This window comes from Pseudomonas sp. HR1 (assembly GCF_030175875.1).
Lineage (GTDB): Bacteria > Pseudomonadota > Gammaproteobacteria > Pseudomonadales > Pseudomonadaceae > Chryseomonas > Chryseomonas oryzihabitans.
This window is the reverse complement of sequence record NZ_JASNRF010000004.1, coordinates 443,138-466,076: the sequence shown is the minus strand read 5'-3', so window position 1 is coordinate 466,076 and position 22,939 is coordinate 443,138. Positions and strand designations below refer to the sequence as shown.

The 22,939-nt window shown below is 64.4% G+C and carries 22 protein-coding genes, 1 tRNA gene and 1 pseudogene; 5 read left to right on the top strand and 19 right to left on the bottom strand.

Annotated features, from left to right (window positions below; all coding sequences use genetic code 11):
- Positions 1–3 precede the first annotated feature (3 nt).
- The 18 genes and pseudogenes from fliE to uvrB form a co-directional block, all read right to left on the bottom strand.
- Positions 4–345 (bottom strand): flagellar hook-basal body complex protein FliE, encoded by a 342-nt coding sequence (fliE, locus tag QKY98_RS17455; RefSeq protein WP_007160386.1) that lies wholly within the window; start codon positions 343–345, stop codon positions 4–6.
- A gap of 144 nt (positions 346–489) precedes the next feature.
- On the bottom strand, positions 490–792 hold the full coding sequence (locus QKY98_RS17450; RefSeq protein ID WP_042132997.1) for a ComEA family DNA-binding protein: 303 nt from the start codon (positions 790–792) through the stop codon (positions 490–492).
- A gap of 59 nt (positions 793–851) precedes the next feature.
- Complete coding sequence (gene rfbD / locus QKY98_RS17445; protein ID WP_042132995.1) at positions 852–1,766, bottom strand: dTDP-4-dehydrorhamnose reductase; 915 nt, start codon at positions 1,764–1,766, stop codon at positions 852–854.
- Entirely contained in the window at positions 1,763–2,299 is a 537-nt protein-coding gene (gene rfbC, locus QKY98_RS17440; RefSeq protein WP_007160389.1) for a dTDP-4-dehydrorhamnose 3,5-epimerase, read from the bottom strand. Before rfbC ends, rfbD begins: the two co-directional genes overlap by 4 nt.
- Complete coding sequence (gene rfbA, locus QKY98_RS17435; RefSeq protein ID WP_007160390.1) at positions 2,299–3,180, bottom strand: glucose-1-phosphate thymidylyltransferase RfbA; 882 nt, start codon at positions 3,178–3,180, stop codon at positions 2,299–2,301. Before rfbA ends, rfbC begins: the two co-directional genes overlap by 1 nt.
- 72 nt (positions 3,181–3,252) lie before the next feature.
- Positions 3,253–4,317, bottom strand: a complete 1,065-nt coding sequence (gene rfbB, locus QKY98_RS17430; protein ID WP_027597984.1) for a dTDP-glucose 4,6-dehydratase — start codon at positions 4,315–4,317, stop codon at positions 3,253–3,255.
- A gap of 221 nt (positions 4,318–4,538) precedes the next feature.
- Positions 4,539–6,521: a polysaccharide biosynthesis protein gene (locus tag QKY98_RS17425; protein WP_037006952.1), complete on the bottom strand. Its 1,983-nt coding sequence runs from the start codon at positions 6,519–6,521 to the stop codon at positions 4,539–4,541.
- Between the two features lie 10 nt (positions 6,522–6,531).
- The gene (locus QKY98_RS17420; RefSeq protein ID WP_284671336.1) at positions 6,532–7,578 is read right to left on the bottom strand and encodes an MraY family glycosyltransferase; all 1,047 of its coding nucleotides are present in this window, start codon (positions 7,576–7,578) and stop codon (positions 6,532–6,534) included.
- Positions 7,578–8,552, bottom strand: a complete 975-nt coding sequence (locus tag QKY98_RS17415) for an NAD-dependent epimerase/dehydratase family protein (RefSeq protein WP_108581166.1) — start codon at positions 8,550–8,552, stop codon at positions 7,578–7,580. The genes QKY98_RS17420 and QKY98_RS17415 overlap by 1 nt, the downstream gene beginning before the upstream one ends.
- Positions 8,553–8,692: 140 nt before the next feature.
- Complete coding sequence (locus tag QKY98_RS17410) at positions 8,693–8,914, bottom strand: hypothetical protein (protein ID WP_007160395.1); 222 nt, start codon at positions 8,912–8,914, stop codon at positions 8,693–8,695.
- Positions 8,915–9,158: 244 nt separating this feature from the next.
- Positions 9,159–9,446 carry an integration host factor subunit beta gene (gene ihfB, locus QKY98_RS17405; protein WP_007160396.1) on the bottom strand — a complete coding sequence of 96 codons (288 nt, stop codon included), beginning with the start codon at positions 9,444–9,446 and terminating at the stop codon, positions 9,159–9,161.
- Positions 9,447–9,632: 186 nt separating this feature from the next.
- Positions 9,633–11,312 (bottom strand): 30S ribosomal protein S1, encoded by a 1,680-nt coding sequence (gene rpsA / locus QKY98_RS17400; protein WP_007160397.1) that lies wholly within the window; start codon positions 11,310–11,312, stop codon positions 9,633–9,635.
- Between the two features lie 140 nt (positions 11,313–11,452).
- Complete coding sequence (cmk, locus tag QKY98_RS17395) at positions 11,453–12,139, bottom strand: (d)CMP kinase (RefSeq protein WP_007160398.1); 687 nt, start codon at positions 12,137–12,139, stop codon at positions 11,453–11,455.
- Between the two features lie 20 nt (positions 12,140–12,159).
- A pseudogene (locus QKY98_RS17390) lies at positions 12,160–13,083 on the bottom strand (prephenate dehydrogenase/arogenate dehydrogenase family protein); the annotation flags it as partial.
- Entirely contained in the window at positions 13,076–14,188 is a 1,113-nt protein-coding gene (hisC, locus tag QKY98_RS17385) for a histidinol-phosphate transaminase (RefSeq protein WP_027601679.1), read from the bottom strand. The gene hisC and the pseudogene QKY98_RS17390, both read right to left, overlap by 8 nt.
- A 113-nt stretch (positions 14,189–14,301) precedes the next feature.
- On the bottom strand, positions 14,302–14,913 hold the full coding sequence (locus QKY98_RS17380) for a YitT family protein (protein ID WP_007160401.1): 612 nt from the start codon (positions 14,911–14,913) through the stop codon (positions 14,302–14,304).
- 60 nt (positions 14,914–14,973) lie between these two features.
- Positions 14,974–16,455: a glutamate--tRNA ligase gene (gene gltX, locus QKY98_RS17375; protein WP_007160402.1), complete on the bottom strand. Its 1,482-nt coding sequence runs from the start codon at positions 16,453–16,455 to the stop codon at positions 14,974–14,976.
- A gap of 78 nt (positions 16,456–16,533) precedes the next feature.
- Complete coding sequence (gene uvrB / locus QKY98_RS17370) at positions 16,534–18,543, bottom strand: excinuclease ABC subunit UvrB (RefSeq protein ID WP_058791660.1); 2,010 nt, start codon at positions 18,541–18,543, stop codon at positions 16,534–16,536.
- A gap of 247 nt (positions 18,544–18,790) precedes the next feature.
- Here uvrB and QKY98_RS17365 point away from each other — a divergent pair, with 247 nt between their 5' ends.
- Positions 18,791–19,993 carry an amino acid aminotransferase gene (locus tag QKY98_RS17365; RefSeq protein WP_077172417.1) on the top strand — a complete coding sequence of 401 codons (1,203 nt, stop codon included), beginning with the start codon at positions 18,791–18,793 and terminating at the stop codon, positions 19,991–19,993.
- Between the two features lie 82 nt (positions 19,994–20,075).
- Positions 20,076–20,151: transfer RNA gene (locus tag QKY98_RS17360), tRNA-Asn, on the top strand.
- 84 nt (positions 20,152–20,235) lie between these two features.
- On the opposite strand, the gene QKY98_RS17355 is transcribed toward QKY98_RS17360, so the two are convergent.
- Positions 20,236–20,610 carry a response regulator gene (locus QKY98_RS17355; RefSeq protein WP_027597994.1) on the bottom strand — a complete coding sequence of 125 codons (375 nt, stop codon included), beginning with the start codon at positions 20,608–20,610 and terminating at the stop codon, positions 20,236–20,238.
- Between the two features lie 264 nt (positions 20,611–20,874).
- On the opposite strand from QKY98_RS17355, the gene QKY98_RS17350 reads away from it, so the two are divergent.
- The 3 genes from QKY98_RS17350 to QKY98_RS17340 all read left to right on the top strand — a co-directional run bounded on the left by QKY98_RS17350 (position 20,875) and on the right by QKY98_RS17340 (position 22,923).
- Entirely contained in the window at positions 20,875–21,888 is a 1,014-nt protein-coding gene (locus tag QKY98_RS17350; protein WP_042132982.1) for a sensor histidine kinase, read from the top strand.
- Between the two features lie 78 nt (positions 21,889–21,966).
- Entirely contained in the window at positions 21,967–22,305 is a 339-nt protein-coding gene (locus tag QKY98_RS17345) for a zinc ribbon domain-containing protein YjdM (RefSeq protein ID WP_027601675.1), read from the top strand.
- A gap of 75 nt (positions 22,306–22,380) precedes the next feature.
- A complete protein-coding gene (locus QKY98_RS17340; protein WP_007160408.1) occupies positions 22,381–22,923 on the top strand; it encodes an invasion associated locus B family protein in 543 nt (180 codons plus the stop codon).
- Positions 22,924–22,939: the final 16 nt, after the last annotated feature.

The window sequence follows — 22,939 nt, the reverse complement described above, 5'->3', positions numbered from 1 at the left end:
TCCTCAAATCGACATTTGCATGATGTCTTGGTACGCCTGCACGAACTTGTTGCGTACCTGGGTCAAGGCCTGCACGGAGACGCTGGCCTTCTGCGAAGCGATCATGACTTGAGTGAGGTCGACGCCGCCCTGACCCAGCTCGAAGGCCTTGGCCAGCTCGCCGGCGGTCTGCTGGGTTTCGTTGACGGAGCCCACGGCCTTGCTGAGCATGTCGGCGAAGCTCGGACCCTGGACCTGTTCCGCGCCGGCAGCCGGAGCTACGACGGCTTTCGACCGGGCCATGGCTTCGGTCTGCATGGAACGCATTTCCAGCATCAACCGATTGAACTCGACACCTTGAACCATTTGCTCTGCTCCTCTGGCACGGGAAATTGACGCCGTACCCACTCGTGTCAGAGATAGAGCAATGCCTGTGCCAGATCCTAAAAATCCAGCGAAAACAATGGCTTGGTAAAAAGGTGCCGAGAACCGACTAAAGTTTGCCGAAAATCAGTCGACGCTGAGGCGGTCGCGGTTGCGCTGCAGCAGGGCCTTGCCGATCCCCTTGACCTCGAGCAGCTCGTCCACCGAGGCAAAGGCGCCATGGGCTTGGCGATGGTCGACGATCGCCTGGGCCTTGACGGCCCCTATCCCCCGCAGCCCTTGCAGCGCGGTGGCGTCGGCGACATTGATGTTCAGGGGCGCCAGGCTGGCTGTCGAGGCTGGCTTGGTTGCAGCCCCCGGGCCGGACTCGCAGGCATTGGCCCAGGAGCCGAACAGAGCGAGCAAGGTGACTATCCAGACGAATCTCATAGAGGAACCTCCGTGTTCCGCTGTTTGATTCGCAGAGCTTAACGCAACGGGTCAGGCGGTCAACTCACCAGCGAGCCCGCCTGGGCACGCTCGGTCCGCAGCGCCAGCAGGGTCTGGCGAACGCCCTGGCGCCAGTCGCTGGGCGGGATGCCGAAGCGCTGCTCCAGCGCGCTGGAATCCAGCATGGAATAGGCCGGACGCTTGGCCAGGGTCGGAAATTCGGAGGTGGCGATGCCGGTGATGAGCGGCGCCCGCTCCAGCATGCCCAGCTCCTGGCCGGCGTCGATGATGTAGCGCGCGAAGTCGCACCAGCTCAGGCCGCTGTCACCGCCGAAGTGATAGAGGCCGTAGGCGGTCTGCTCAGGCTGAGCATGAGCCTGGGCGGCGATCTGCAGCAGGGCGTCGGCAATATGGCCAGCGTAGGTCGGGCAACCCACCTGATCACTCACCACCCGCAGTTCGTCGCGATCGGCAGCGAGCCGCAGCATGGTCTTGAGGAAGTTGTTGCAGTGTTCGCTGAACACCCAGGCGGTTCTCAGCACCACCGAGCGCGGGCAGGCGGAGAGCACACGGTTCTCCCCTTCCAGCTTGGTCATGCCGTAGACCCCGGACGGGCTGACCGGATCCTCGACCTGATAGGGTTCGGTGGCGGTGCCGTCGAACACGTAGTCGGTGGACAGGTGCAGCAGCGCGATGCCGGCGGCGCCGCAGGCCTGGGCAAGCACCGCAGGGCCTTCGATATTGCCGCGGGCAGCGATCTCCGGCTCCTGCTCGGCCTTGTCGACCGCCGTGTAGGCGGCCGCGTTGATCACGACGTCGGGAGCGAATCGCTCGAGATGGCTGGTTACCGAGCCTTCGTCAGCGATATCCAGAGTGGCACGTCCATGGGCCTCCCATGCCAGTTCTGAACGCTGAAGACGATCGGTCAGACAACGTCCGACCTGACCGTTCGCTCCGGTAACCAGTATCTTCATCTATACAGCTCCGCCAATCGAAGGCCTTGTGCATCTTTGGCGGACAGGATGGGATCCGTAACCCGCCAGTCGATATTCAGATCCGGATCATTCCAGATCAAAGACCCTTCATCAGAGGGATCGTAATAATCTGTGCACTTGTATTCAAAATCAGCGGTTTCCGACAGCACCACGAAGCCGTGGGCCAGACCCGGCGGTATCCAGAGCTGACGCTTGTTGTCTTCCGAGAGGATCTCGGCGACCACGTTGCCGAAGGTGGGCGAACCGCGACGGATGTCGACGGCCACGTCCAGCACCTCGCCACGCACGACACGCACCAGCTTGCCTTGCGGCTTGCTGCGCTGGAAGTGCAGGCCACGCAGCACGTTGCGGGCGGAACGCGAGTGGTTGTCCTGCACGAACGCCAGGGTGATCCCCGCCTGCTCGGCATAGCGCTCCGCCTGGAAGGATTCCAGGAAGAAGCCGCGGTCGTCACCGAAGACCTTGGGTTCGATCAGCTTGACGTCCGGGATCGCGGTTTCGAAGACCTGCATCAGTCCTGCTCCTTGCACAGACGCGCCAGGTACTGGCCATAACCGGTCTTGCTCAGGGCTTCGGCCTGCAGCGCCATCTGCTCGCAGGTGATCCAGCCTTTCTGGAAGGCGATCTCTTCGAGGCAGGCGACCTTCAGCCCCTGACGCTTCTCGATGGTCTGAACGAAGTGGCCGGCTTCCAGCAGGGCGTCATGGGTACCGGTATCCAGCCAGGCGAAACCACGGCCCAGCAGGGAGACGTTCAGCGAGCCGCGGCGCAGGTACTCGTTGTTGACGTCGGTGATTTCCAGCTCGCCGCGGGGCGACGGCTTGATGTTGGCGGCGATATCCAGCACGTCGTTGTCGTAGAAATACAGACCGGTGACGGCGTAGTTGGACTTCGGCTTCTTGGGCTTCTCTTCGATGCTCAGGGCCTTGCCCTGCTCGTCGAACTCGACCACACCGAAACGCTCGGGGTCGGCGACGTAGTAGCCGAACACGGTGGCGCCCTTCTCCACGCTCGCGGCCTTCAGCAGCGTCTCGCTGAAGCGCTGGCCGTAGAAGATGTTGTCGCCGAGGACCAGGCAGACGTTGTCATCGCCAACGAATTCGCGACCGATGATGAAGGCCTGGGCCAGGCCGTCCGGGCTGGGCTGCTCGGCATAGCTCAGCTGCATGCCGAAGTGGCTGCCGTCGCCGAGCATGCGCTGGAAGCCCGGCAGGTCGGCGGGCGTCGAGATGATCAGCACTTCCTGGATACCGGCCAGCATCAGCACGGACAGCGGATAGTAGATCATGGGTTTGTCGTAGATCGGCAGCGACTGCTTGGACACGCCCAGGGTAATGGGGTGCAAACGGGTACCGGAGCCACCGGCCAGCAGAATTCCCTTGTATTTGCTCATGGCAATCGTCCTCTGAAAATTGACTGTTGCTGTCGGTCGGACACGCCCACGGGCGTGTCCGCGATAGGATCGTTAAACGGCTTCGCCGAGACGCTCGAGGCGGTAGGCGCCGGACAGCACCCGCTGCCACCACTCGCGATTGTTCAGGTACCAGGTGACGGTCTTGCGCATGCCGGTCTCGAAGGTCTCCGCCGGCGTCCAGCCTAGCTCGCGGCCGATCTTGCTGGCATCGATGGCGTATCTCATGTCGTGACCGGGACGATCCTTGACGAAGGTGATCAGGTCGCGATAGCGCTCGACGCCCTCGGGCTTCTGCGGCGCCAGCTCTTCGAGCAGGTCGCAGATGGTCTCGACGACCTGCAGGTTGCGCTTCTCGTTGTGGCCGCCGATGTTGTAGGTCTCACCGACCTCGCCCTGGGTCACCACGGTGTAGAGGGCGCGGGCATGGTCTTCGACGAACAGCCAGTCACGCACCTGGGAGCCGTCGCCATAGATCGGCAGCGGCTTGCCATGGATGGCATTGAGAATGACGTGGGGGATCAGCTTCTCGGGGAAGTGATAGGGGCCGTAGTTGTTCGAGCAGTTGGTCACCAGAACCGGCAGGCCGTAGGTCCGGCCCCAGGCGCGCACCAGATGGTCGCTGCCGGCCTTGCTGGCCGAATAGGGCGAGCTCGGGGAATAGGGGGTGGTCTCGGTGAAGAGGTCGTCGGTGCCGTGCAGGTCGCCGTATACCTCGTCGGTGGAGATGTGGTGGAACCGGAAGGCCGCCTTGGCTTCCGGCGCCAGCTCGTTCCAGTAGGCACGGGTCACTTCCAGGATGACGCCGGTACCGACCACGTTGGTCTGGATGAAGGCGGCAGGGCCCTCGATGGAGCGGTCCACGTGGGACTCGGCAGCCAGGTGCATGACCACGTCGGGCTGGAAGGACGTGAAGACCTGCTGCAGCGCGGCGAAATCGCAGATGTCCACCTGGTGGAATTCGTAGCGGTCGGAGTCGGCGACTTCGGCCAGGGAATCCACGTTACCGGCGTACGTCAGCTTGTCGACGTTGGCAACCTTGCATTGGGTTTCGTTGATAAGAAAACGTACTACGGCGGAACCAATGAAACCCGCGCCACCTGTTACCAGTACCTTCATCCTGAATCCTGCCTATATCGATTTGTACATCATCGCGCCCGGCGCTGCGGGCGAGACATCGGAGGACGGCGCAGCCATCCCTGGCTCGGGTCACAGCTACAGCTATGCACCCAAAGACCTGAGTTAAACAGTGGCAGGAAAAGAAAGTTCAGCCTAGCGGGGGGAGGCTGCCGCTTCTGTGCTCGGCTTCAAATCCAGGCCGAAAGAAAGCGTGGACGGGATCACTCGATGGATCGCTTGCCGTGCAGCCAGTCGACGATATCGCCTTCGGGGGAATAGCCGGCGACGACGTCCCGCAGCAGTTGCCGGACGCGGAGGTAATCACCCGCATCGATCGCGCGACTGAGCTCGACGAGGGCGGCGCGGAAGGCCTCCCAGGCCAGGAAGTCTTCGCTCGCACGCATGATCTTGGGATGGGACGTCGGACTCACGTCGTCACCGATGAGCAACTCTTCATAGAGCTTTTCGCCGGGGCGCAGGCCGGTGAACTCGATGGCGACATCGCCATGAGGGTTGGCCGGCGAACGCACGCTCAGACCCGACAGCTTGATCATCTGCTCGGCCAGTTCGACGATGCGCACCGGCTCGCCCATGTCCAGCACGAAGACGTCGCCGCCCTCGCCCATGGCGCCGGCCTGGATGACCAGCTGAGCGGCCTCGGTGATGGTCATGAAGAAGCGGGTGATCTTGGGATGGGTGACGGTGACCGGCCCGCCCTTGCGGATCTGCGTGCGGAACAGCGGGATGACCGAACCGGAGGAACCCAGCACGTTGCCGAATCTCACCATGGTGAAGCGGGTGCGATTGACCTGGTGGATACCGTCGGCCTGGCCGTGCAGCACGGGCGCCGCTTCCCGACTGAGCGCCTGCAGGATCATCTCGGCCAGGCGCTTGGTGCTGCCCATGATGTTGGTGGGCCGTACCGCCTTGTCGGTGGAGATCAGCACGAAGCTGGTGACGCCGGCCTGGATGGCCGCCTGGGCGGCATTCAGGGTCCCCAGGACGTTGTTGCCGAACCCTTCGGCGATGTTGTGCTCGACCATGGGCACGTGCTTGTAGGCCGCCGCATGGTAGAGGGTGGCCACCTTCCAGTGCCGCATCACCTGCAGGAGCAGCGGAGCGTTGCGGATGGAGCCCAGCACCGGCACCAGGGTAACCGGCAGGGCTTCGCGCTGGAGATGGGCGTCCAGCTCGCGATGGATGCTGTAGAGATTGAATTCGGCGTGGTCGAGCAGGATCAGGGTGCGCGGTTTCTGGCCGATGATCTGCCGACACAGCTCGGAGCCGATGGACCCCCCTGCCCCAGTCACCATCACCACCTGACCGGTGATACAGCGCGCGAACAACTCGGGCCGGGGCGTGACCGGATCCCGCCCCAGCAGGTCGGCGATATCGACCTCCTGGAGGTCGTCCACCTGTACCTTGCCGCAGGCCAGGTCGCTGATCCGCGGCACGGTTCTGACGTGCAGCGGATAGGGTTCCAGCAGGCCGAGCACCTCGCGTCGCCGTGCCCGGGTGGCAGAGGGAATCGCCAGGAGGATCTCTTCGGCACCCGTCTCGTCGATCATCTGCTGGATGTGCTTGGGGGTGTAGACCTTGAGCCCGGCGATGATGCGATTGGCGATGCTCTTGTCGTCGTCGATGAAGGCCACCGGACGCATGGCGCGGCCCATGCGCAGCGCCGCGACCAGCTGGTTGCCCGCCGAGCCGGCGCCATAGATGGCAACCCGCGGCAGCTCGTCCGGCTGCTTGATGAAGGGCACCGTGATGGCGCGATACCAGTCGCCCAGAAAGTACTGGCGCAGCGCGAGACGCAGGCCGCCGATCAGGATCAGGCTGACGATCCAGTAGTTGAAGATCATCGAGCGCGGGACGATCTCCGGCAGATCGCGATACCAGTAGATGACCACCGACAGCAGCAGCGTCGAAAGCGTTACCGCCTTGGCGATGGCGATCAGGGCATCGTTGCCCAGGTAGCGCATGACCGCGCGGTACATGCCGAAGCGAATGAACAGGGGAATGGCGATGGCCGGCGCGGTGATGAACAGCCAGGCATGCCCGCTGAAGGGCTCGATCATCTGCACGGAGCCCAGGCGCAGATAGAAGGCCAACCAGAGCGAGAGCCAGATCAGCAGGAGGTCGACCGCGACCTGGATAACTCTCTTGGTACGCCGGTTCAGCTTGACCAGATGGTCACGCAACATGTCAGTGTCCCTAATCCCTGAATCCCGTGGACTGCGCAGCCATGGCTACCTCATCGGTCCCAGCATGGTATCGGAGGGCCAGGCAAAGCAAGGGCCCATAGGCAAGCAAGAGCCCCAGTATGGCACTTAAAAGCCCCAGCCCCACCAGCAAAGCGATAGGCAGCAACCAGAACAGGTTGATGGCCAGCACCGCCAGGGTCACTGGCCGGTGGGCGCCATGCCGCCGCGAGGCCCACTGGTAGGCGTGGGTGCGATGGGCTTCGTAGGGTTTCTTGCCCCGGCTCAGACGCCGCAACAGGGTCCAGGTCGCATCGACCACGAAGACGCCGAGCAGGATCAGCCAGGCCCAGAACAGCGACAGCTCGATCAGCGCCGCCTGCAAGGACAGCATGCCGAGGATCAGGCCGAGAAAGCCACTGCCCACATCGCCCATGAAGATGCGCGCCGGCGGGAAGTTCCAGCACAGGAACCCCCCTACGGCCGCGGCCAGCAGCAGAGGCGCACCCAGCAAGGTCCCATGGCCGGTCATGGCATAGATCAGCGCCATGCCCAGACAGACGACGAGCGCTTCGCCGCCGGCGATGCCGTCGATGCCATCCATGAAGTTGTAGAGATTCAGCAGCCAGACCAGATAGAGGACGCCCAGGGTCATCACCAGCCAGTCGGGCAATCCCAGCACCGCGGAGAGCTGCGCCGGCAAGGCGCCATAGCCGCCCAGCCACACCAGCGCAGCGATCGCGGCCAGGAAATGGCCGAGCAGACGCCAGCCGGCGCCCACGTGCCGATGATCGTCGATGAACCCGAGCACGGCCACCAGCAGCCCCGCCCCTATCAGGACGCCGCAGGAAACCGGATCAAGCTGTCCCAGCAGGCGCAGCACGACACAACCGAGCACGAACGTTACGACGATCGCCAGACCACCGCCGCGGGGCGTCGCCACCTGGTGCGAACTGCGGGCGTTGGGCTCGTCGAGCAGGCCGCCGGACAGGGCGTAGCGACGGAGCGCCGCCGTGCCCAGCCAGCTGCAGCCACCGGTCAGGAGCAAGAGCAGTAGCATCATCTGCGCCCCTCCGCAGCGGCCCACTGCGCCCCCAGCGCACGCAAGCCGGCTCGCGCCGACACGGGGGGCTGCCAGCCCAGCAGGGTCTTGGTGGGTCGGATGTCGACCTGCAGTGAACCACAGAGGCGCTGCGCCACCTCGCCTCGGCCCAGCAGTCGGGCACCCCGTTCGAGCCAGGCGGGCGGAACGGCGATCAGCCTGGGCTTGCGACCCAAGCCTTCACCGAGCAATTCGAGCAGCTCGGCGGTGGAAATATCTTCATCGTCGCTGACCAGCAGGATGGCGCCAGCGGCCTCAGGCGCGGTGATGCACAGGATCAACAGATCGAGCAGGTTCTCCAGCGCCAGCAGGCTACGCCTGTTGTGCCGAACGCCCCCCAGGGGCAGCGGCACGCCCCGCGCCAGGGTGTCCAGCAGGCGCGCCACATTGGCCTTTACCCCGGGTCCGTAGATCAGTGGGGGGCGCACGATGACCACCTCCAGTCCGGTCTCGGCCATCAGCGCCAGCAGTTGCCGCTCGGCCGCCGCCTTGGAACGTGCGTAGGCATCGGTGGGCGCAGGCTGGTCGTCGGCGCGAAAAGGCTTGCCGGGGAGGGTCCAGTCGCCATTGACCTTGATGCTGCTGACAAAGATGAGGCGACGGACGCCGGCAGCCTGGGCGTCCCGGGCCAGCTTGAGGGTCGCGGCCCGATTCACCTCGTCGTAGCGCGCCTCGCTGGCGGCCCCTGGCTGCTCGCCCAGCTGGTGGACGTGGGCCGCGAGGTGGATGACGGTGTCCACCCCTGCCAGAGGCGCGGACCAGTCGGTAGCGGCGGAGAGATCGCGGAGCACCGGAATGACCCCACCATCAACCGCGGCGGCTGTCGGCCGGCGTTGCGCGGCGACCACCGGATAACCCCGGGTCTGCAGCTGCCGAACCAGGGCCGCGCCGACGAAGCCCCCCGCCCCTGTCACCAGAATCTTGCGTTCCATCAATGCGTTGCGCCGTGCCAGTCAGCCAGGAAAGGGCGCTTATGGTAAGACATTGCCCCGCAGGGGCCTAGCGACGCAAAACGCAGGCATAAAAAAGCCCGCCGAACCTGAGCGCGGCGGGCCGAAAAAACGTGAGAACCTTAGAAGGTCTTGGCGGAAGTCTGGACTTCAACGGCCTGGAAGCGCGCGGCCGGCTGGGCGACGTAGTGGCGCGAGAAGCTCTCGACGCGCTGAGCGGGCTGCAGGAACAGGGCAACCATCCAGCTACCGGCCAGAGCGGCTACAGCCAGGAAAGGGTGACCGAGTTGCATGCTGGTGAAGCAGGCGGCGATACCGATCCAGATGAAAAGATAGTGGCGCATGACAACTTCCTCACTCGGCGTGGACTACGAGGTCACCCAAGACCTTATGTGAAGGAAGTCTCATACAAAAATCGGAACTCGTCTACAAAAAAATCAAAAAGACTTGACTTTTTTTGTAAACGTCAAAAATCCGCTAGTGGCTTGCTCGATAACGCTTTTTTGACGACCGCAACAGAAACTAAAAATACAGAGAAATCAGTGGTTTGCCAGAAAGCAGCGGACAAAGGAAAAAGGGGCGACGGCTTTATGGCTCCAGCTCGTTGACCCTGTCTCTCAACTCCTTGCCAGGCTTGAAGTGCGGGACGAACTTGCCGTCCAGCAGCACCGACTCGCCGGTCTTGGGATTGCGTCCGGTACGGGGAGCCCGATAGTGCAGCGAGAAGCTGCCAAAGCCCCGAATCTCGATACGGTCCCCGGTGGAAAGCGCCTGGGCCATCTGCTCCAGCATGGTCTTGATCGCCAGCTCGACGTCCCTGGACGACAGCTGCCCCTGATAGGAAACGATGCGCTCGATCAACTCCGACTTGGTCATGGATTTTTCCTTCGTTATCAAGCGGCTAGATCACCTTCAAGGACTTTTAGCACGCTGGCCGATTTTTGAAAAGTCAAGCCGGCAGCTTGGCCTCCACAACTTTTTACGGGCCGTGACCACCCTGCCCGCTTTCTTCCGGACAAAAAAAAGCGACCCCGAAGGGTCGCCTTTTATTCAAGCTCGAACTTAGTTCTGGCTTTCCATCTGCGCCTTGATCAGGTCGCCGATGGTGGTGGGGCCAGCAGCAGGCTCTTGCTTGCTACGCAGGGAGCTCATGGCTTCCTTCTCGTCGTCGACGTCCTTGGACTTGACGGAGAGGCTGATCACGCGGCTCTTGCGATCGATGCTGATGATCTTGGCTTCGACTTCGTCGCCTTCCTTCAGCACGTTACGGGCGTCTTCGACGCGGTCACGGCTGATTTCGGACGCCTTCAGGACGCCTTCGATCTCGTTGGCCAGGGTGATGACAGCGCCCTTGGCATCGACTTCCTTGACGGTACCGCGCACGATGGTGCCTTTCTCGTTCAGGGAGGCGTAGTTGGAGAACGGATCGTCTTCCAGCTGCTTGATGCCCAGGGAGATGCGCTCGCGCTCCGGGTCGACCGACAGGATCACGGTGTCCAGCTCGTCACCCTTCTTGAAGCGACGCACGGCTTCTTCGCCGGTTTCGTTCCAGGAGATGTCGGACAGGTGTACCAGGCCGTCGATGCCGCCTTCCAGACCAATGAAGATACCGAAATCGGTGATCGACTTGATGGTGCCGGAGATGCGGTCGCCCTTGTTGAACTGACCCGAGAACTCTTCCCACGGGTTAGCGCGGCACTGCTTGATGCCCAGGGAGATACGACGACGCTCTTCGTCGATATCCAGGACCATGACTTCCACTTCGTCGCCGACCTGAACGACCTTGGACGGGTGGATGTTCTTGTTGGTCCAGTCCATTTCGGACACGTGCACCAGGCCTTCCACGCCCTCTTCCAGCTCGGCGAAGCAACCGTAGTCGGTGAGGTTGGTGACGCGCGCCTGAACGCGGGTGCCTTCCGGGTAACGGGCCTTGATGGCGACCCACGGATCCTCGCCCAGCTGCTTCAGACCCAGGGAGACGCGGTTGCGCTCGCGGTCGAACTTCAGCACCTTGACGTCGATCTCGTCGCCGACGTTGACGATTTCCGACGGATGCTTGATGCGCTTCCAGGCCATGTCGGTGATGTGCAGCAGGCCGTCTACGCCGCCCAGGTCGACGAACGCACCGTAGTCGGTGAGGTTCTTGACGATACCCTTGACTTGCTGGCCTTCCTGCAGGGATTCCAGCAGAGCTTCACGCTCGGCGCTGTTCTCGGCTTCCAGGACGCTACGACGGGAAACGACAACGTTGTTGCGCTTCTGGTCCAGCTTGATGACCTTGAACTCGAGTTCCTTGCCTTCCAGGTGGGTGGTGTCACGCACCGGACGGACATCGACCAGGGAGCCCGGCAGGAACGCGCGGATGCCGCTGACGTCGACGGTGAAACCGCCCTTGACCTTGCCGTTGATGACACCCTTGACCACTTCGTCGGCGCTGAACGCGGCTTCCAGGACCAGCCAGGACTCGGCGCGCTTGGCCTTTTCGCGAGACACTTTGGTTTCGCCGAAACCGTCTTCGACGGCATCCAGGGCTACGTGGACTTCGTCACCCACGTTGATGGTCAGCTCGCCTTGTTCGTTGTAGAACTGCTCGAGCGGAACCAGGCCTTCGGATTTCAGGCCGGTATCGACCACAACCCAGTCGCCATCGATCGACACCACGGTGCCGACGATGATGGCGCCCGGCTGCATGTCGAGGGATTTCAGACTTTCTTCAAAGAGTTCTGCGAAGCTTTCGCTCATGTTCATACCTGTTGTATGGATACCCGATGTATCCGGCTACCGCATGACCAGCCCATGCGGGGTGAGTGGTTACCATCCGGCTGCCGGGATGCGACTGGTTCCCGGCAGCTTTCACCGACGACTCGGATGAGTCTCGGCCTTCATCCCGCCAGGTCGCGCTCGGCGGCCAGGGTCAGGATGCGTTCCAATACCTGTTGTATGGAGAGATGCGTGGAATCCAGCTCGACGGCATCGTCGGCCGGCTTGAGCGGAGCAACGCTACGCTGACTATCGCGGGCGTCCCGCTCACGGATCTCTTCCAGGAGGGCAGGCAAGCTAACATTTTCGCCCTTCTGCTTCAACTGAAGATAACGCCTCTGTGCCCGTTCCTCGGCACCGGCGGTCAGAAAGATCTTCAGCTCGGCGTCCGGGAACACCACGGTGCCCATGTCGCGACCGTCGGCGACCAGACCGGGCGCCTCACGGAAGGCCTGCTGGCGCTGCAGCAGGGCATCGCGCACGGCAGGCAGGGTAGCGACCTGGGAGGCACCGGCGCCGACTTCCTCGGTCCGGATGACGTCGGTGACGTCCTCGCCTTCGAGAATGATGCGCTGGCCGTGCTCATGCCCGGCAAGGAACTGGACGTCCAGATGGGCCGCCAGCAGCTTGAGCGACTCCTCGTTGGTGTAGTCCACGCCATGGTTGCGCGCAGCGAAGGCCAGCAACCGATAGAGCGCGCCGGAATCCAGCAGATTCCAGCCCAGCTGACGGGCGACCAGCGCCGCAAGGGTGCCCTTCCCCGAACCGCCGGGACCATCGAGGGTGATGACGGGTGCGGTACTGCTCATGAGTGCCCCTCCGTAAGAGAATGATGGGCGGCGACCTGGGCGCCGGCCTGGGTACGACTGGCGAGGATGCGCCCGAAATATTCGCGCGCGCCGCGCGCATGGGTCAGCACCTCCATGAGGAACTGACCATCGCCGGCCTGGATGGCGCCACGCAGTTCGTCGAGATCGGCGCGATAGGTGTCCAGGGCCTGCAGCACGGCTTCGCGATTGGCGATGAAGATGTCGTGCCACATGGTCGGATCGCTGCCGGCGATGCGGGTGAAGTCGCGGAAGCCGCCGGCAGCGTAGTGGAAGATCTCGCGGTTCTCGCTGCGCTTGGCCAGGGAGTCCACCAGATTGAAGGCCAGCAGATGCGGCAAATGGCTGGTGGCGGCGAGGACCTGGTCATGGTGCTCGACGGTCATGTGCTCGACATCGGCCCCTATGGCGCGCCAGAGCCGATCGACCTTGTCCAGATCGGCCGGCAGGGTTTCCTCCAGCGGTGTGAGGATGACCTTGTGACGATTGAACAGCGCCGCGTTGGCCGCCGTCACGCCGCTGCGTTCGGAGCCGGCGATGGGATGACCCGGCACGAAGCGCAGCGACTGGCCGGCGAAGGCCTGACGCGCGGCGCGCACCACGTTGCCCTTGGCGCTGCCGACATCGGTGAGGATGGCGCCCTGCAGCGGCAGGGCCGCAAGCTCGGCCAGCACCCGCTCCATGGCGAGAATCGGCACGGCGAGCTGGATGACGTCGGCACCCGGGCAGGCCTCGGCCAGCTCGGCGACGCAGCGGTCGACGACGCCCAGCTCGACCGCCAACCGGCGGGTCTCCGGATCGCGATCGATCCCGACCACCTCACGGCAGATGCCGCTGGCGCGGGCGCCCTTGGCGAAGGAGCCGCCGATCAGGCCCAGGCCGACAACGACGAGACGTTTGATCAGGGGGGTGGCCACTTCAGCCACGACCCAGGACCTTGCTCAGCGCCGCCAGGAAACGGGCATTTTCCGCTTCGGTGCCGATGGAGACGCGCAGGAAGGTGGGCATGCCATAGCCGGCGACGGGCCGCACGATGACGCCCTCCTGCAGCAGCCCCTGATTGATCGGCGCAGCGTCGCGCCCCAGGTCCACGGCGATGAAATTGCCACGGGAGGGAATCCACTTGAGGTCGAGATCGCGGAAACCGGCTTCCAGCTGGGCCATGCCGGCATCGTTGAGCGCCCGGCTGCGGGCCAGGTAGTCGCTGTCGGCCAGGGCCGCACAGGCCGCGGCCTGGGCCAGGCTGTTGACATTGAACGGCTGGCGCACCCGGTTGAGGACATCGGCCACGGTCGGCGAGGAGAAGGCATAGCCGACGCGCAGGGCGGCCAGGCCATAGGCCTTGGAAAAGGTCCGCGAGACGATGAGGTTGGGGTACTGGGCCAGGAACGCCAGGCCGTCCGGCAACTCGTCGCCTTCGGCGTATTCGATGTAGGCCTCGTCCAGCACCACCAGGACATGCTCGGGGACGCGGGCGAGGAAGCGTGCCAGGGCCTCGCTGTCGAACCAGGTACCCGTGGGGTTGTTGGGATTGGCGACAAAGACCACCCGGGTGTCGGCATCGATGGCAGCGAGCATGGCCTCGAGGTCATGCCCATAGTCCTTGGCCGGGACGCTACGGCCTTCGGCACCGATCGCCAGGGTCACCAGCGGATAGACGGCGAAGGCATGCTCGCTGAACACGGCGTTGTAGCCGGGCGCCAGGTAGGCACGGGCGACCAATTCGAGGATGTCGTTGGAGCCGTTGCCCAGGGTGATGCCGTTGGCGGCCACACCGAACCTCTGGCTCAGGGCCTGCTTGAGGTCGAAGCCGCCGCCATCGGGATAGCGGGTCAGCTCGGCCAGCTCGGCGCGGATGGCCTCGAGCGCCTTGGCACTGGGGCCGAGGGGATTCTCGTTGCTGGCGAGCTTGACGATGCTGGCGGGCGCCAGGCCCAGTTCGCGGGCCAGTTCATCGACGGGCTTGCCGGGCACGTAGGGCGAGAGTTTCTGTACGCCGGGAAGGGCTTGCGCCAGGAAATCGCAGCTCATGGAGACCTCTTCAACTTGCGATGACGACGGCTGGGCCGCCGAAAATGGGCGCCATCTTAAAGCCAAGGCGGGTCGCGGACCAATCGAAGTTGCGCCTGCGCGACGGAAAGCCCCTAGCTGATAGCGCTGTAACGCCCCGGCCGATGGTTGATCGCCAGGGTCAGATTGAGGATCACGGCGCCCAGGATGGAGACGAGGATGGCACCTGGCTCGACGACCCACAGCGCCAGCAGGACGATCAGGCAATCGATGCCCATCTGCACCTTGCCCGCCCGCCAGCCATAGCGCTGTTGCAGATAGAGCACGGCGATGTTGATGCCGCCGAGGCTGGCCTGGTGGCGGAAGAGGATCAGCAGCCCCACGCCCATCAGTACGCCGCCCATCACGGCGGCATAGAGGGGTTGCAGGGCACTGAAGGCGACGAAGTGCGGGGTCAGCTCGGTAAGCAGCGACACCAGGGTCACCGCCGCCAGGGTCCGCAGGGTAAAGGCCCAGCCCATGCGCCGCACGGCCAGCCAGTAGAACGGCAGGTTGATGAGAAAGAACGCCTGCCCGAAGGAGAGTCGCGTGCCGTACTGGGCGAGAAAGGCCAGGCCCGCGGTACCGCCGGTGAGCAGGCCCGCGTGGCGATAGAGATTGACCGCCAGGGCGATCATCAGGGTCGCGCTGAGCAAGGCCAGCACGTCTTCGAGCAGATTGTGCCGCTGGGGAGTCACGGAGGTCATCGGGGCCATCCTGGCGCGAGGAGGAAGCCGACCCCGACGTCGGGGTCGGTCGGGCGACTGTCAGCCGAGTTCGGCCAGCAGCTTCTCCCACTCCTTGGTTTCCTTCTTGGAGGGCGCGCCCAGCAACTCGACCGCCTGGCGCAGGCGGAAGCGGGTGAGGTCCGGCCCGAGGATCTCCATGGCGTCGAGCACCGAGACCGAACTGGCCTGGCCAGTGATGGCGGCGAACAGCAGCGGCATGACGTCCCGCAGCTTGAGCTGCTGGTGCTCGGCGACCGCCTGGATCACCGCGGTGATGCGCTCCTTGTCCCACTGGCGCAGGGCTTCGAGCTTCCACAGCAGCAACTGCATGACCAGGCGGACCTGGTCGGCGGACAGCTTCTTGTGCTGGAACAGCGCCGGATCCAGATTCAGGGCGCCGCTGAAGAAGAAGCCGGCCAGCGGGGCGATCTGGCTGAAGGTCTCGACCCGCTGTTGCACCAGCGGGGCGATCTTGAGCAGGTACTCGGGATTGAGCGCCCACTGCTGTACCTCGGCGGCGAAGCGCTCGGGACTGAGCTCGCGCAGCCACTGGCCGTTGAGCCAGGAGAGCTTCTCGACGTCGAAGATCGGACCGCCCAGGGAGACGCGCTGGAGGTCGAAGTGCTCGACCATCTCGTCCAGGGTGAATTTCTCGCGCTCGTCCGGCATGGACCAGCCCATGCGGCCGAGGTAGTTGAGCATGGCTTCGGGCAGGTAGCCCATGCGCTGATAGAAGGTCACCGAGGTGGGATTCTTGCGCTTGGATAGCTTGCTCTTGTCCGGGTTGCGCAGCAGCGGCATGTAGCACAGCTGCGGCTGCTCCCAGCCGAAGTATTCATAGAGCTTGATCAGCTTGGGCGCCGAGGGCAGCCACTCTTCGCCACGCAGGACGTGGGTGATGCCCATCAGGTGGTCGTCGACCACGTTGGCGAGGAAGTAGGTGGGCAGGCCGTCGGCCTTCATCAGCACCTGCATGTCCATGCGATCCCAGGGGATCTCGACATCGCCGCGCAGCAGGTCGGGGACGACGCAGACACCCTCCTCCGGCACCTTCATGCGGATCACATAGGGCTGACCAGCGTCCAGGCGCTGCTGCACTTCTTCCGGGGTCAGGCGCAGGCCGCGACCGTCGTAGCGGGGGGTCTCGCCGCGCGCCTGCTGTTCGGCACGCATCTGGTCGAGCTCTTCGGGCGTAGCGAAGCAGTAGAAGGCATGGCCCTTCTCCACCAGCTCCCGGGCGTATTTCCAGTAGATCTCGCCGCGTTCGCTCTGCCGATAGGGACCATGGGGGCCACCGACGTCCGGGCCCTCGTCCCACTCGATGCCCAGCCAGCGCAGGGCGTCGTAGATCTGCTGTTCGGATTCGCGGGTCGAGCGGACCTGGTCGGTATCCTCAATGCGCAGGATGAACTGACCGCCGTGCTGACGGGCGAAGCAGAGGTTGAACAGGGCGATATAGGCGGTACCGACATGCGGGTCGCCAGTGGGCGACGGCGCGATGCGCGTGCGAACGGTGGTCATCGGCTTTCTCGAGAAACGCGAAGGGACAAAGGCGGAATGGTAGCAGCGCCAGCCCTGGCGCTGCCAGTTGGAGCGGGTTCAGACCTGGACCAGGCGCTCGCGCAGGGCCTGGATCTCGTCGCGCAGCTGGGCGGCGGACTCGAACTGCAGGTCACGCGCCAGTTGCAGCATCTTCTCTTCGAGCTGGCGGATACGCTTGCCGATCTCGCTGGGCGAACGCAGTTCGGCGGCGTATTCGCCCTTGTCCTCGGCCGCCTTGGCCACCCGCCGCTTGCCCTTGGCACCCGGAGCCGCGGCGCCTTCCATGATGTCGCGGATGTCCTTCTTGATGCCCTGGGGCACGATGCCGTGTTCTTCGTTGAAGGCCAGCTGCTTGTTGCGGCGGCGCTCGGTCTCGTCGATGGCACGCTGCATGGAGCCGGTGATGCTGTCGGCGTAGAGGATGGCCTTGCCGTTGAGGTTGCGCGCCGCCCGGCCGATGGTCTGGATCAGCGAGCGCTCGGAACGCAGGAAGCCCTCCTTGTCGGCGTCGAGCACCGCCACCAAGGAGACCTCGGGCATGTCCAGACCTTCGCGCAGGAGGTTGATGCCCACCAGGACGTCGAAGGTGCCCAGGCGCAGGTCGCGGATGATCTCCACCCGCTCCACGGTATCGATGTCCGAGTGCAGGTAGCGCACCCGCACGTCGTGGTCGGCCAGGTAGTCGGTGAGGTCCTCGGCCATGCGCTTGGTCAGGGTGGTGCAGAGTACCCGCTCCTCTTGAGCCACCCGCAGGCGGATCTCGGAGAGCAGGTCGTCCACCTGGGTAGTGGCCGGGCGGATCTCGATCACCGGATCGACCAGGCCGGTGGGTCGTACCACCTGCTCGACCACGCGCCCGGCGTGCTCTTCCTCATAGGGTCCCGGGGTCGCCGAGACAAAGATGGTCTGGGGCGCGCCGGCTTCCCATTCCTCGAACTTCAGTGGCCGGTTGTCCAGCGCTGAGGGCAGGCGGAAGCCGTATTCCACGAGGGTTTCCTTGCGCGAGCGGTCGCCCTTGAACATGGCGCCGATCTGCGGAACGGTGACGTGGGATTCGTCGATCACCAGCAGGGCGTTGCTCGGCAGATAGTCGTAGAGGGTGGGTGGCGGCTCGCCCGGACCACGGCCCGACAGATAGCGGCTGTAGTTCTCGATGCCGTTGCAGTAGCCCAGTTCGAGGATCATCTCCAGGTCGAAGCGGGTACGCTGCTCCAGGCGCTGGGCCTCGAGCAGGCGATTCTGGCTGCGCAGCCATTCCAGGCGATCGGCCAGTTCCAGCTTGATGTTCTCGATGGCGCCCAGCAGGGTCTCGCGCGGCGTGGCGTAGTGGGTCTTGGGATAGAAGGTGAAACGCGGCAGCTTGCGGATCACCTCGCCGGTCAGGGGATCGAAGGCCGACAGGCTCTCCACCTCGTCGTCGAACAACTCGACGCGCACGGCTTCCAGGTCGGATTCCGCCGGGAAGATGTCGATGACGTCGCCGCGCACCCGGAAGGTGGCGCGGGCGAATTCCATGTCGTTGCGACTGTATTGCAGCTCGGCCAGCCGGCGCAGGATGGTGCGCTGGTCGATGCGGTCACCGCGGTCCAGGTGCAGCACCATCTTCAGGTAGGCCTCGGGACTGCCCAGGCCATAGATGGAGGACACCGAGGCGACGATGATGGCGTCCTTGCGCTCCAGCAGCGCCTTGGTGGCGGACAGGCGCATCTGCTCGATGTGGTCGTTGATGGACGAATCCTTCTCGATGAAGGTGTCCGACGAGGGCACATAGGCTTCCGGCTGGTAGTAGTCGTAGTAGGAGACGAAGTATTCCACCGAGTTGTTCGGGAAGAAGGCCTTGAATTCGCCATAGAGCTGGGCGGCCAGGGTCTTGTTAGGCGCCAGCACCATGGTCGGGCGCTGCACCTGGGCGATGACGTTGGCGATGCTGAAGGTCTTGCCCGAACCGGTCACGCCGAGCAGGGTCTGGTGCGACAGACCTGCCTCCAGGCCTTCCACCATCTGGCGAATGGCTTCGGGCTGGTCGCCGGCCGGGGTGTAGCGGGTGGAGAGCTGGAATGCGGACATGGCTGCCTCAATAGCGCGAAAATGCACGGACGACAGCGCGCCGACCGGGGGCCGGAGCGATGCGGACGAGGAAAGGACTGGAACCACCCAGATGAGGTCGCCAGCGCCCTTTTGCAATCTGCCCGCGCCGCCGCACGTCAGGAAAACTCCGACGGAGGTCGGGTCGCGATGGCGACTGCAGGGGGCTATACTTCCGCTTCCCGAGCGTTCCGCCCTTCCCTTCACCCCTCATTCGAGCCGCTGCCCCATGAGTTTGTTCTCCGCCGTCGAAATGGCACCCCGTGACCCCATCCTTGGCCTGAACGAGGCCTATAACGCCGATGCCCGTCCGCACAAGGTCAATCTGGGCGTGGGGGTCTACTACGACGAGCAGGGCCGCATCCCGCTGCTGCGCGCCGTGGCCGAGGCCGAGAAGCAGCGCGTAGCCGCCCAGGCGCCGCGTGGCTACCTGCCCATCGAGGGCATCGCCGCCTATGACCAGGCCGTGCAGCACCTGCTGTTCGGTGCCGAGTCGAGCCTGGTCCGCGACGGCCGAGCCATCACGGTCCAGGCCGTCGGTGGCACCGGCGCGTTGAAGATCGGCGCCGACTTCCTCAAGCGGCTGCTGCCGGACGCCGTGGTCGCCATCAGCGACCCGAGCTGGGAAAACCACCGTGCGCTGTTCGAAAGCGCCGGCTTCCCCGTGCAGAACTATCGTTACTACGACGCGGCCAGCAACGGCCTGAATCGCGAAGGCTTCCTGGCCGATCTCCAGGCCTTGCCGGAGCGCTCGGTGGTGGTGCTGCACGCCTGCTGCCACAACCCCACCGGCGTCGATCTGCAGCCGGCCGACTGGCAGGCGGTGCTGGACGTGGTCAAGGCGCGCAACCTGGTGCCCTTCCTCGACATCGCCTACCAGGGCTTTGGCGACGGCATCGAGGAAGACGCCCAGGCCGTGCGCCTGTTCGCCGACTCCGGCCTGACCTTCCTGGTCTCCAGCTCCTTCTCCAAGTCCTTCTCGCTGTACGGCGAGCGGGTAGGCGCCCTGACCCTGGTCAGCGAGAGCCGCGAGGAAAGCGCCCGGGTGCTGTCCCAGGTCAAGCGCGTGATCCGCACCAACTATTCCAACCCGCCGACCCATGGCGCCACCATCGTCGCCACGGTGCTGAGCAATCCCGAGCTGCGCGCGCTGTGGGAAGCCGAGCTGGGCGAGATGCGCCAGCGCATCCGCAGCATGCGCAACGCCCTGGTGGAAGGCCTGGCCGCCGCTGGCGCTACTCGCGACTTTGCCTTCGTGAACGCCCAGCGCGGCATGTTCTCCTACTCCGGCCTCACCGCCGAGCAGGTCGAGCGGCTGAAGAGCGAATTCGGCATCTATGCGGTCAGCACCGGACGCATCTGCGTGGCAGCGCTGAACGAGCGCAATCTGCCCCCGACCATCCAGGCCATCGCCGCGGTGCTGCAGGGCTAAGGCAGCCGCTTTGGCGGCGCCGTTTTCCGGTGTCGCCGAGGCTTGACTTCCCGTTATCTATCAGTAAGATACGCTCCGTTGTTCCGCGATAGCTCAGTCGGTAGAGCAAATGACTGTTAATCATTGGGTCCCTGGTTCGAGTCCAGGTCGCGGAGCCAAAATCTGAAAAGCCCGTAGCGGGTAACCGCTACGGGCTTTTTTAATGGGCGCGATTCACTCGACGCCACAACACTGACGACTGCCTAGACGAGATTCACCTGGGCCCCGGGCGTGGGGCAACTGCGGTGCAACGCCTCCAGGTCCCAGGGCTTGGGCAAAAAGGTCGCCCGTGCCGCGCGGGCGGGATTGTCGTCGCAATAACCCGAGGTGATGACGATGGGCAGATTGGCCTGCCGTCCTCGCGCCTGCAGCGCCAAGTCGACGCCGCTCAGGATTCCCGGCATGCGCACATCGGTGAAGAGCAGATCCAGCTGCGGCTGCTCGTCTTGCAGAAAGGCACAGGCGGCGTCGGCGCTGCCGAAGGCATGCACCTGATAACCCCAGCTCTCGAACAATTCCTGCAGCAGATCGAGCAGGACAGGCTCATCTTCGGCGACCAATACGCGCTGGCGATTCATGAGCGGATCCTGTGATGGTTGAGACGCAATCGTTCGACCATAGCGTTTCGTTGCCGTCCTGCCCTGTACGACCAAGGGAAAGCCTGTACAAGAAAATACGCCGCGAAAGGCGCGTTGCCGGCAGTTCCAGCCATGCCGGTGTAAGTCTTGTACAGGAAGCCGCCGTCGGGCTGGGCAGAGCCACCTTTGGGCCTGTCGTACCCCCAAGCGAGACGGCTTTGCGTTAAGCTGGCGCCGCCGCCGTCTACTCCGCAGGTCAGAGCTTTGGATCCGTCGTCTCGTCGTCATTGGATCAGCGATCTCAGCAGCAGGATCCGCGCTCGCCCGGCATTGGCCTACAGCCTCGCGCTGCTGGCGTTCGGCCTGGCCCTGGCGGCACGCTTCGCCCTGGTGGACGTCCTGCTGCAGGGCTTTCCCTACCTGACCTTCTTTCCCGCCGTCATCCTGACCGCCTTCTTCTGCGGCAGCGGCGCCGGTACCCTGTGCGCCGTGCTGTCCGGCCTGGCCGCCTGGTACTTCTTCATCCCGCCGGGCTGGACCTTCGTCGTCGGTCCCCAGGGCGCCCTGGCGCTGGCCTTCTATGTGGTCATCGTCAGCGTCGACATCGTGCTGATCCATTACATGCACACGGCCAGCGCCCGGCTGCGCGCCGAGCAGCAGGTGATCCGCGACCTCTACGACGTCCAGACCACGATGTTCCAGGAGTTGCAGCACAGGGTCGCCAACAACATCCAGTTCATCGCCTCGCTGCTCATGCTGCAGCAACTCAAGTTGCCCGGCGACAGCCAGGCGTCCCAGGCCCTGGAAGAGGCCCGCTCGCGACTGGAGAGCATTTCGCGTATCCACCGGCGCCTGCACGATCCCGCCGATGCGGATCAGCCGGTGGCCCACCACCTGCAGCTGCTGACCAGCGATCTGCTGGCCGCCGCGGGACAGGCCAACGTCTCCTGCGCCATCACCGCCGAACCGCTCAATTTCGACCTGCCCCGCCTGACCACCCTGTCGATGCTGGTGGCCGAGGTGGTGACCAACTCCCTCAAGCACGCCTTCGACGCCAGCCAGCGCGGCCTCATCAGCATCAGCCTGCAGCGCGGCGACGATCAGCAGCTGCTGTTGCGTATCGCCGACAACGGCCGCGGCATGCCGCAGCAGTTCAATCCGCGCACCAGCCAGCGCCTGGGCTTCAAGATCATCAACAGCCTGGCCGAACAACTCGGCGGCGAGGCCCGCTACCGCAACGACAACGGCACCGTGGTCGAGGTACAGCTGGCCGCCTAGGCCCAGGGGGATCGAGTCCACCCGGACGCGCCTAAAACCCTATACAATGCGCGGCTTTTCCAGCCAGGTGCTTCCGTCATGACCGCTTTGCCGCCCTGCCCCCGCTGCGCTTCCGAATACACCTACGCCGACGGCGACCAGCTGATCTGCCCGGAATGCGCCCATGAATGGACGCCCGGCGACGCCGGCGCCGCGGACGAGGCCAAGGTGATCCGCGATGCGGTCGGCAATACCCTGCAGGACGGCGATACCGTCAGCGTGATCAAGGACCTCAAGGTCAAGGGCTCGTCGCTGGTGGTCAAGGTCGGCACCAAGGTCAAGAACATCCGCCTGGTCGACGGCGACCACGACATCGACTGCAAGATCGATGGCATAGGTGCGATGAAGCTCAAATCCGAGTTCGTCAAAAAGGTCTGATCGTCGTGCCGGGGTGTTCCCTGGCGGAGCGATGCCCTACCCTTGAGGCTCTTTTTTTCCTGCCAAGGACTCTTCATGTCTCAGCGCTTCCTCCGCCCGGCCCTGTTCCTCGCGCCCCTGCTGCTCGCCGGCCAGGCCTTCGCCCAGTCCGCGCCCAACAACGCCCAGGAACCCCAGCCGTCGGTCACGGAGAAGTATGGCGACTGGCAGGTGATCTGCCGCATCGCCCGCAACGCGGACCGTTCCGTGCAGCTGTGCGCCATCACCCAGCAGAAGGACAGCGCCAAGGGTCAGCGCATGCTGGTCACCGAGCTGCGTCCCAATCGTGAAGGCGTGGACGGCATCCTCGTGCTGCCCTTCGGCGTGGCGGTGACCAAGCCGATCTCGCTGCAGATCGACAAGCGCAGCCTGGAGAATCGGCCCTTCCACACCTGCATCCCCCAGGGCTGCGTGGTGCCGGTGGAATTCGTCGGTGACGTCTTCAAGCAGTTGCAGCGCGGCGGTCGCCTGACCGTGACCACCCCGGTCGCCAATGGCGAGACCGCCAGCGAAAGCCTGTCGCTCAAGGGCTTCTCCAAGGCCTACGACCGCGCCAAGGAACTGACCAAGCCGCTGTAAGGCCCGCTCAGGGCGC

Coding starts and splice junctions, on each gene's coding strand:
- rfbC (WP_007160389.1), bottom strand. CDS start 2,299: ATGCAGGTCTTCGAAACCGCGATCCCGGACGTCAAGCTGATCGAACCC.
- QKY98_RS17410 (WP_007160395.1), bottom strand. CDS start 8,914: ATGCGCCACTATCTTTTCATCTGGATCGGTATCGCCGCCTGCTTCACC.
- rfbD (WP_042132995.1), bottom strand. CDS start 1,766: ATGAAGATACTGGTTACCGGAGCGAACGGTCAGGTCGGACGTTGTCTG.
- rfbB (WP_027597984.1), bottom strand. CDS start 4,317: ATGAAGGTACTGGTAACAGGTGGCGCGGGTTTCATTGGTTCCGCCGTA.
- QKY98_RS17450 (WP_042132997.1), bottom strand. CDS start 792: ATGAGATTCGTCTGGATAGTCACCTTGCTCGCTCTGTTCGGCTCCTGG.
- QKY98_RS17420 (WP_284671336.1), bottom strand. CDS start 7,578: ATGCTACTGCTCTTGCTCCTGACCGGTGGCTGCAGCTGGCTGGGCACG.
- hisC (WP_027601679.1), bottom strand. CDS start 14,188: ATGAGCTGCGATTTCCTGGCGCAAGCCCTTCCCGGCGTACAGAAACTC.
- QKY98_RS17355 (WP_027597994.1), bottom strand. CDS start 20,610: ATGAATCGCCAGCGCGTATTGGTCGCCGAAGATGAGCCTGTCCTGCTC.
- QKY98_RS17380 (WP_007160401.1), bottom strand. CDS start 14,913: ATGACCTCCGTGACTCCCCAGCGGCACAATCTGCTCGAAGACGTGCTG.
- QKY98_RS17340 (WP_007160408.1), top strand. CDS start 22,381: ATGTCTCAGCGCTTCCTCCGCCCGGCCCTGTTCCTCGCGCCCCTGCTG.
- QKY98_RS17345 (WP_027601675.1), top strand. CDS start 21,967: ATGACCGCTTTGCCGCCCTGCCCCCGCTGCGCTTCCGAATACACCTAC.
- rpsA (WP_007160397.1), bottom strand. CDS start 11,312: ATGAGCGAAAGCTTCGCAGAACTCTTTGAAGAAAGTCTGAAATCCCTC.
- fliE (WP_007160386.1), bottom strand. CDS start 345: ATGGTTCAAGGTGTCGAGTTCAATCGGTTGATGCTGGAAATGCGTTCC.
- ihfB (WP_007160396.1), bottom strand. CDS start 9,446: ATGACCAAGTCGGAGTTGATCGAGCGCATCGTTTCCTATCAGGGGCAG.
- QKY98_RS17425 (WP_037006952.1), bottom strand. CDS start 6,521: ATGTTGCGTGACCATCTGGTCAAGCTGAACCGGCGTACCAAGAGAGTT.
- QKY98_RS17415 (WP_108581166.1), bottom strand. CDS start 8,552: ATGGAACGCAAGATTCTGGTGACAGGGGCGGGGGGCTTCGTCGGCGCG.
- uvrB (WP_058791660.1), bottom strand. CDS start 18,543: ATGTCCGCATTCCAGCTCTCCACCCGCTACACCCCGGCCGGCGACCAG.
- gltX (WP_007160402.1), bottom strand. CDS start 16,455: ATGACCACCGTTCGCACGCGCATCGCGCCGTCGCCCACTGGCGACCCG.
- cmk (WP_007160398.1), bottom strand. CDS start 12,139: ATGAGCAGTACCGCACCCGTCATCACCCTCGATGGTCCCGGCGGTTCG.
- QKY98_RS17365 (WP_077172417.1), top strand. CDS start 18,791: ATGAGTTTGTTCTCCGCCGTCGAAATGGCACCCCGTGACCCCATCCTT.
- rfbA (WP_007160390.1), bottom strand. CDS start 3,180: ATGAGCAAATACAAGGGAATTCTGCTGGCCGGTGGCTCCGGTACCCGT.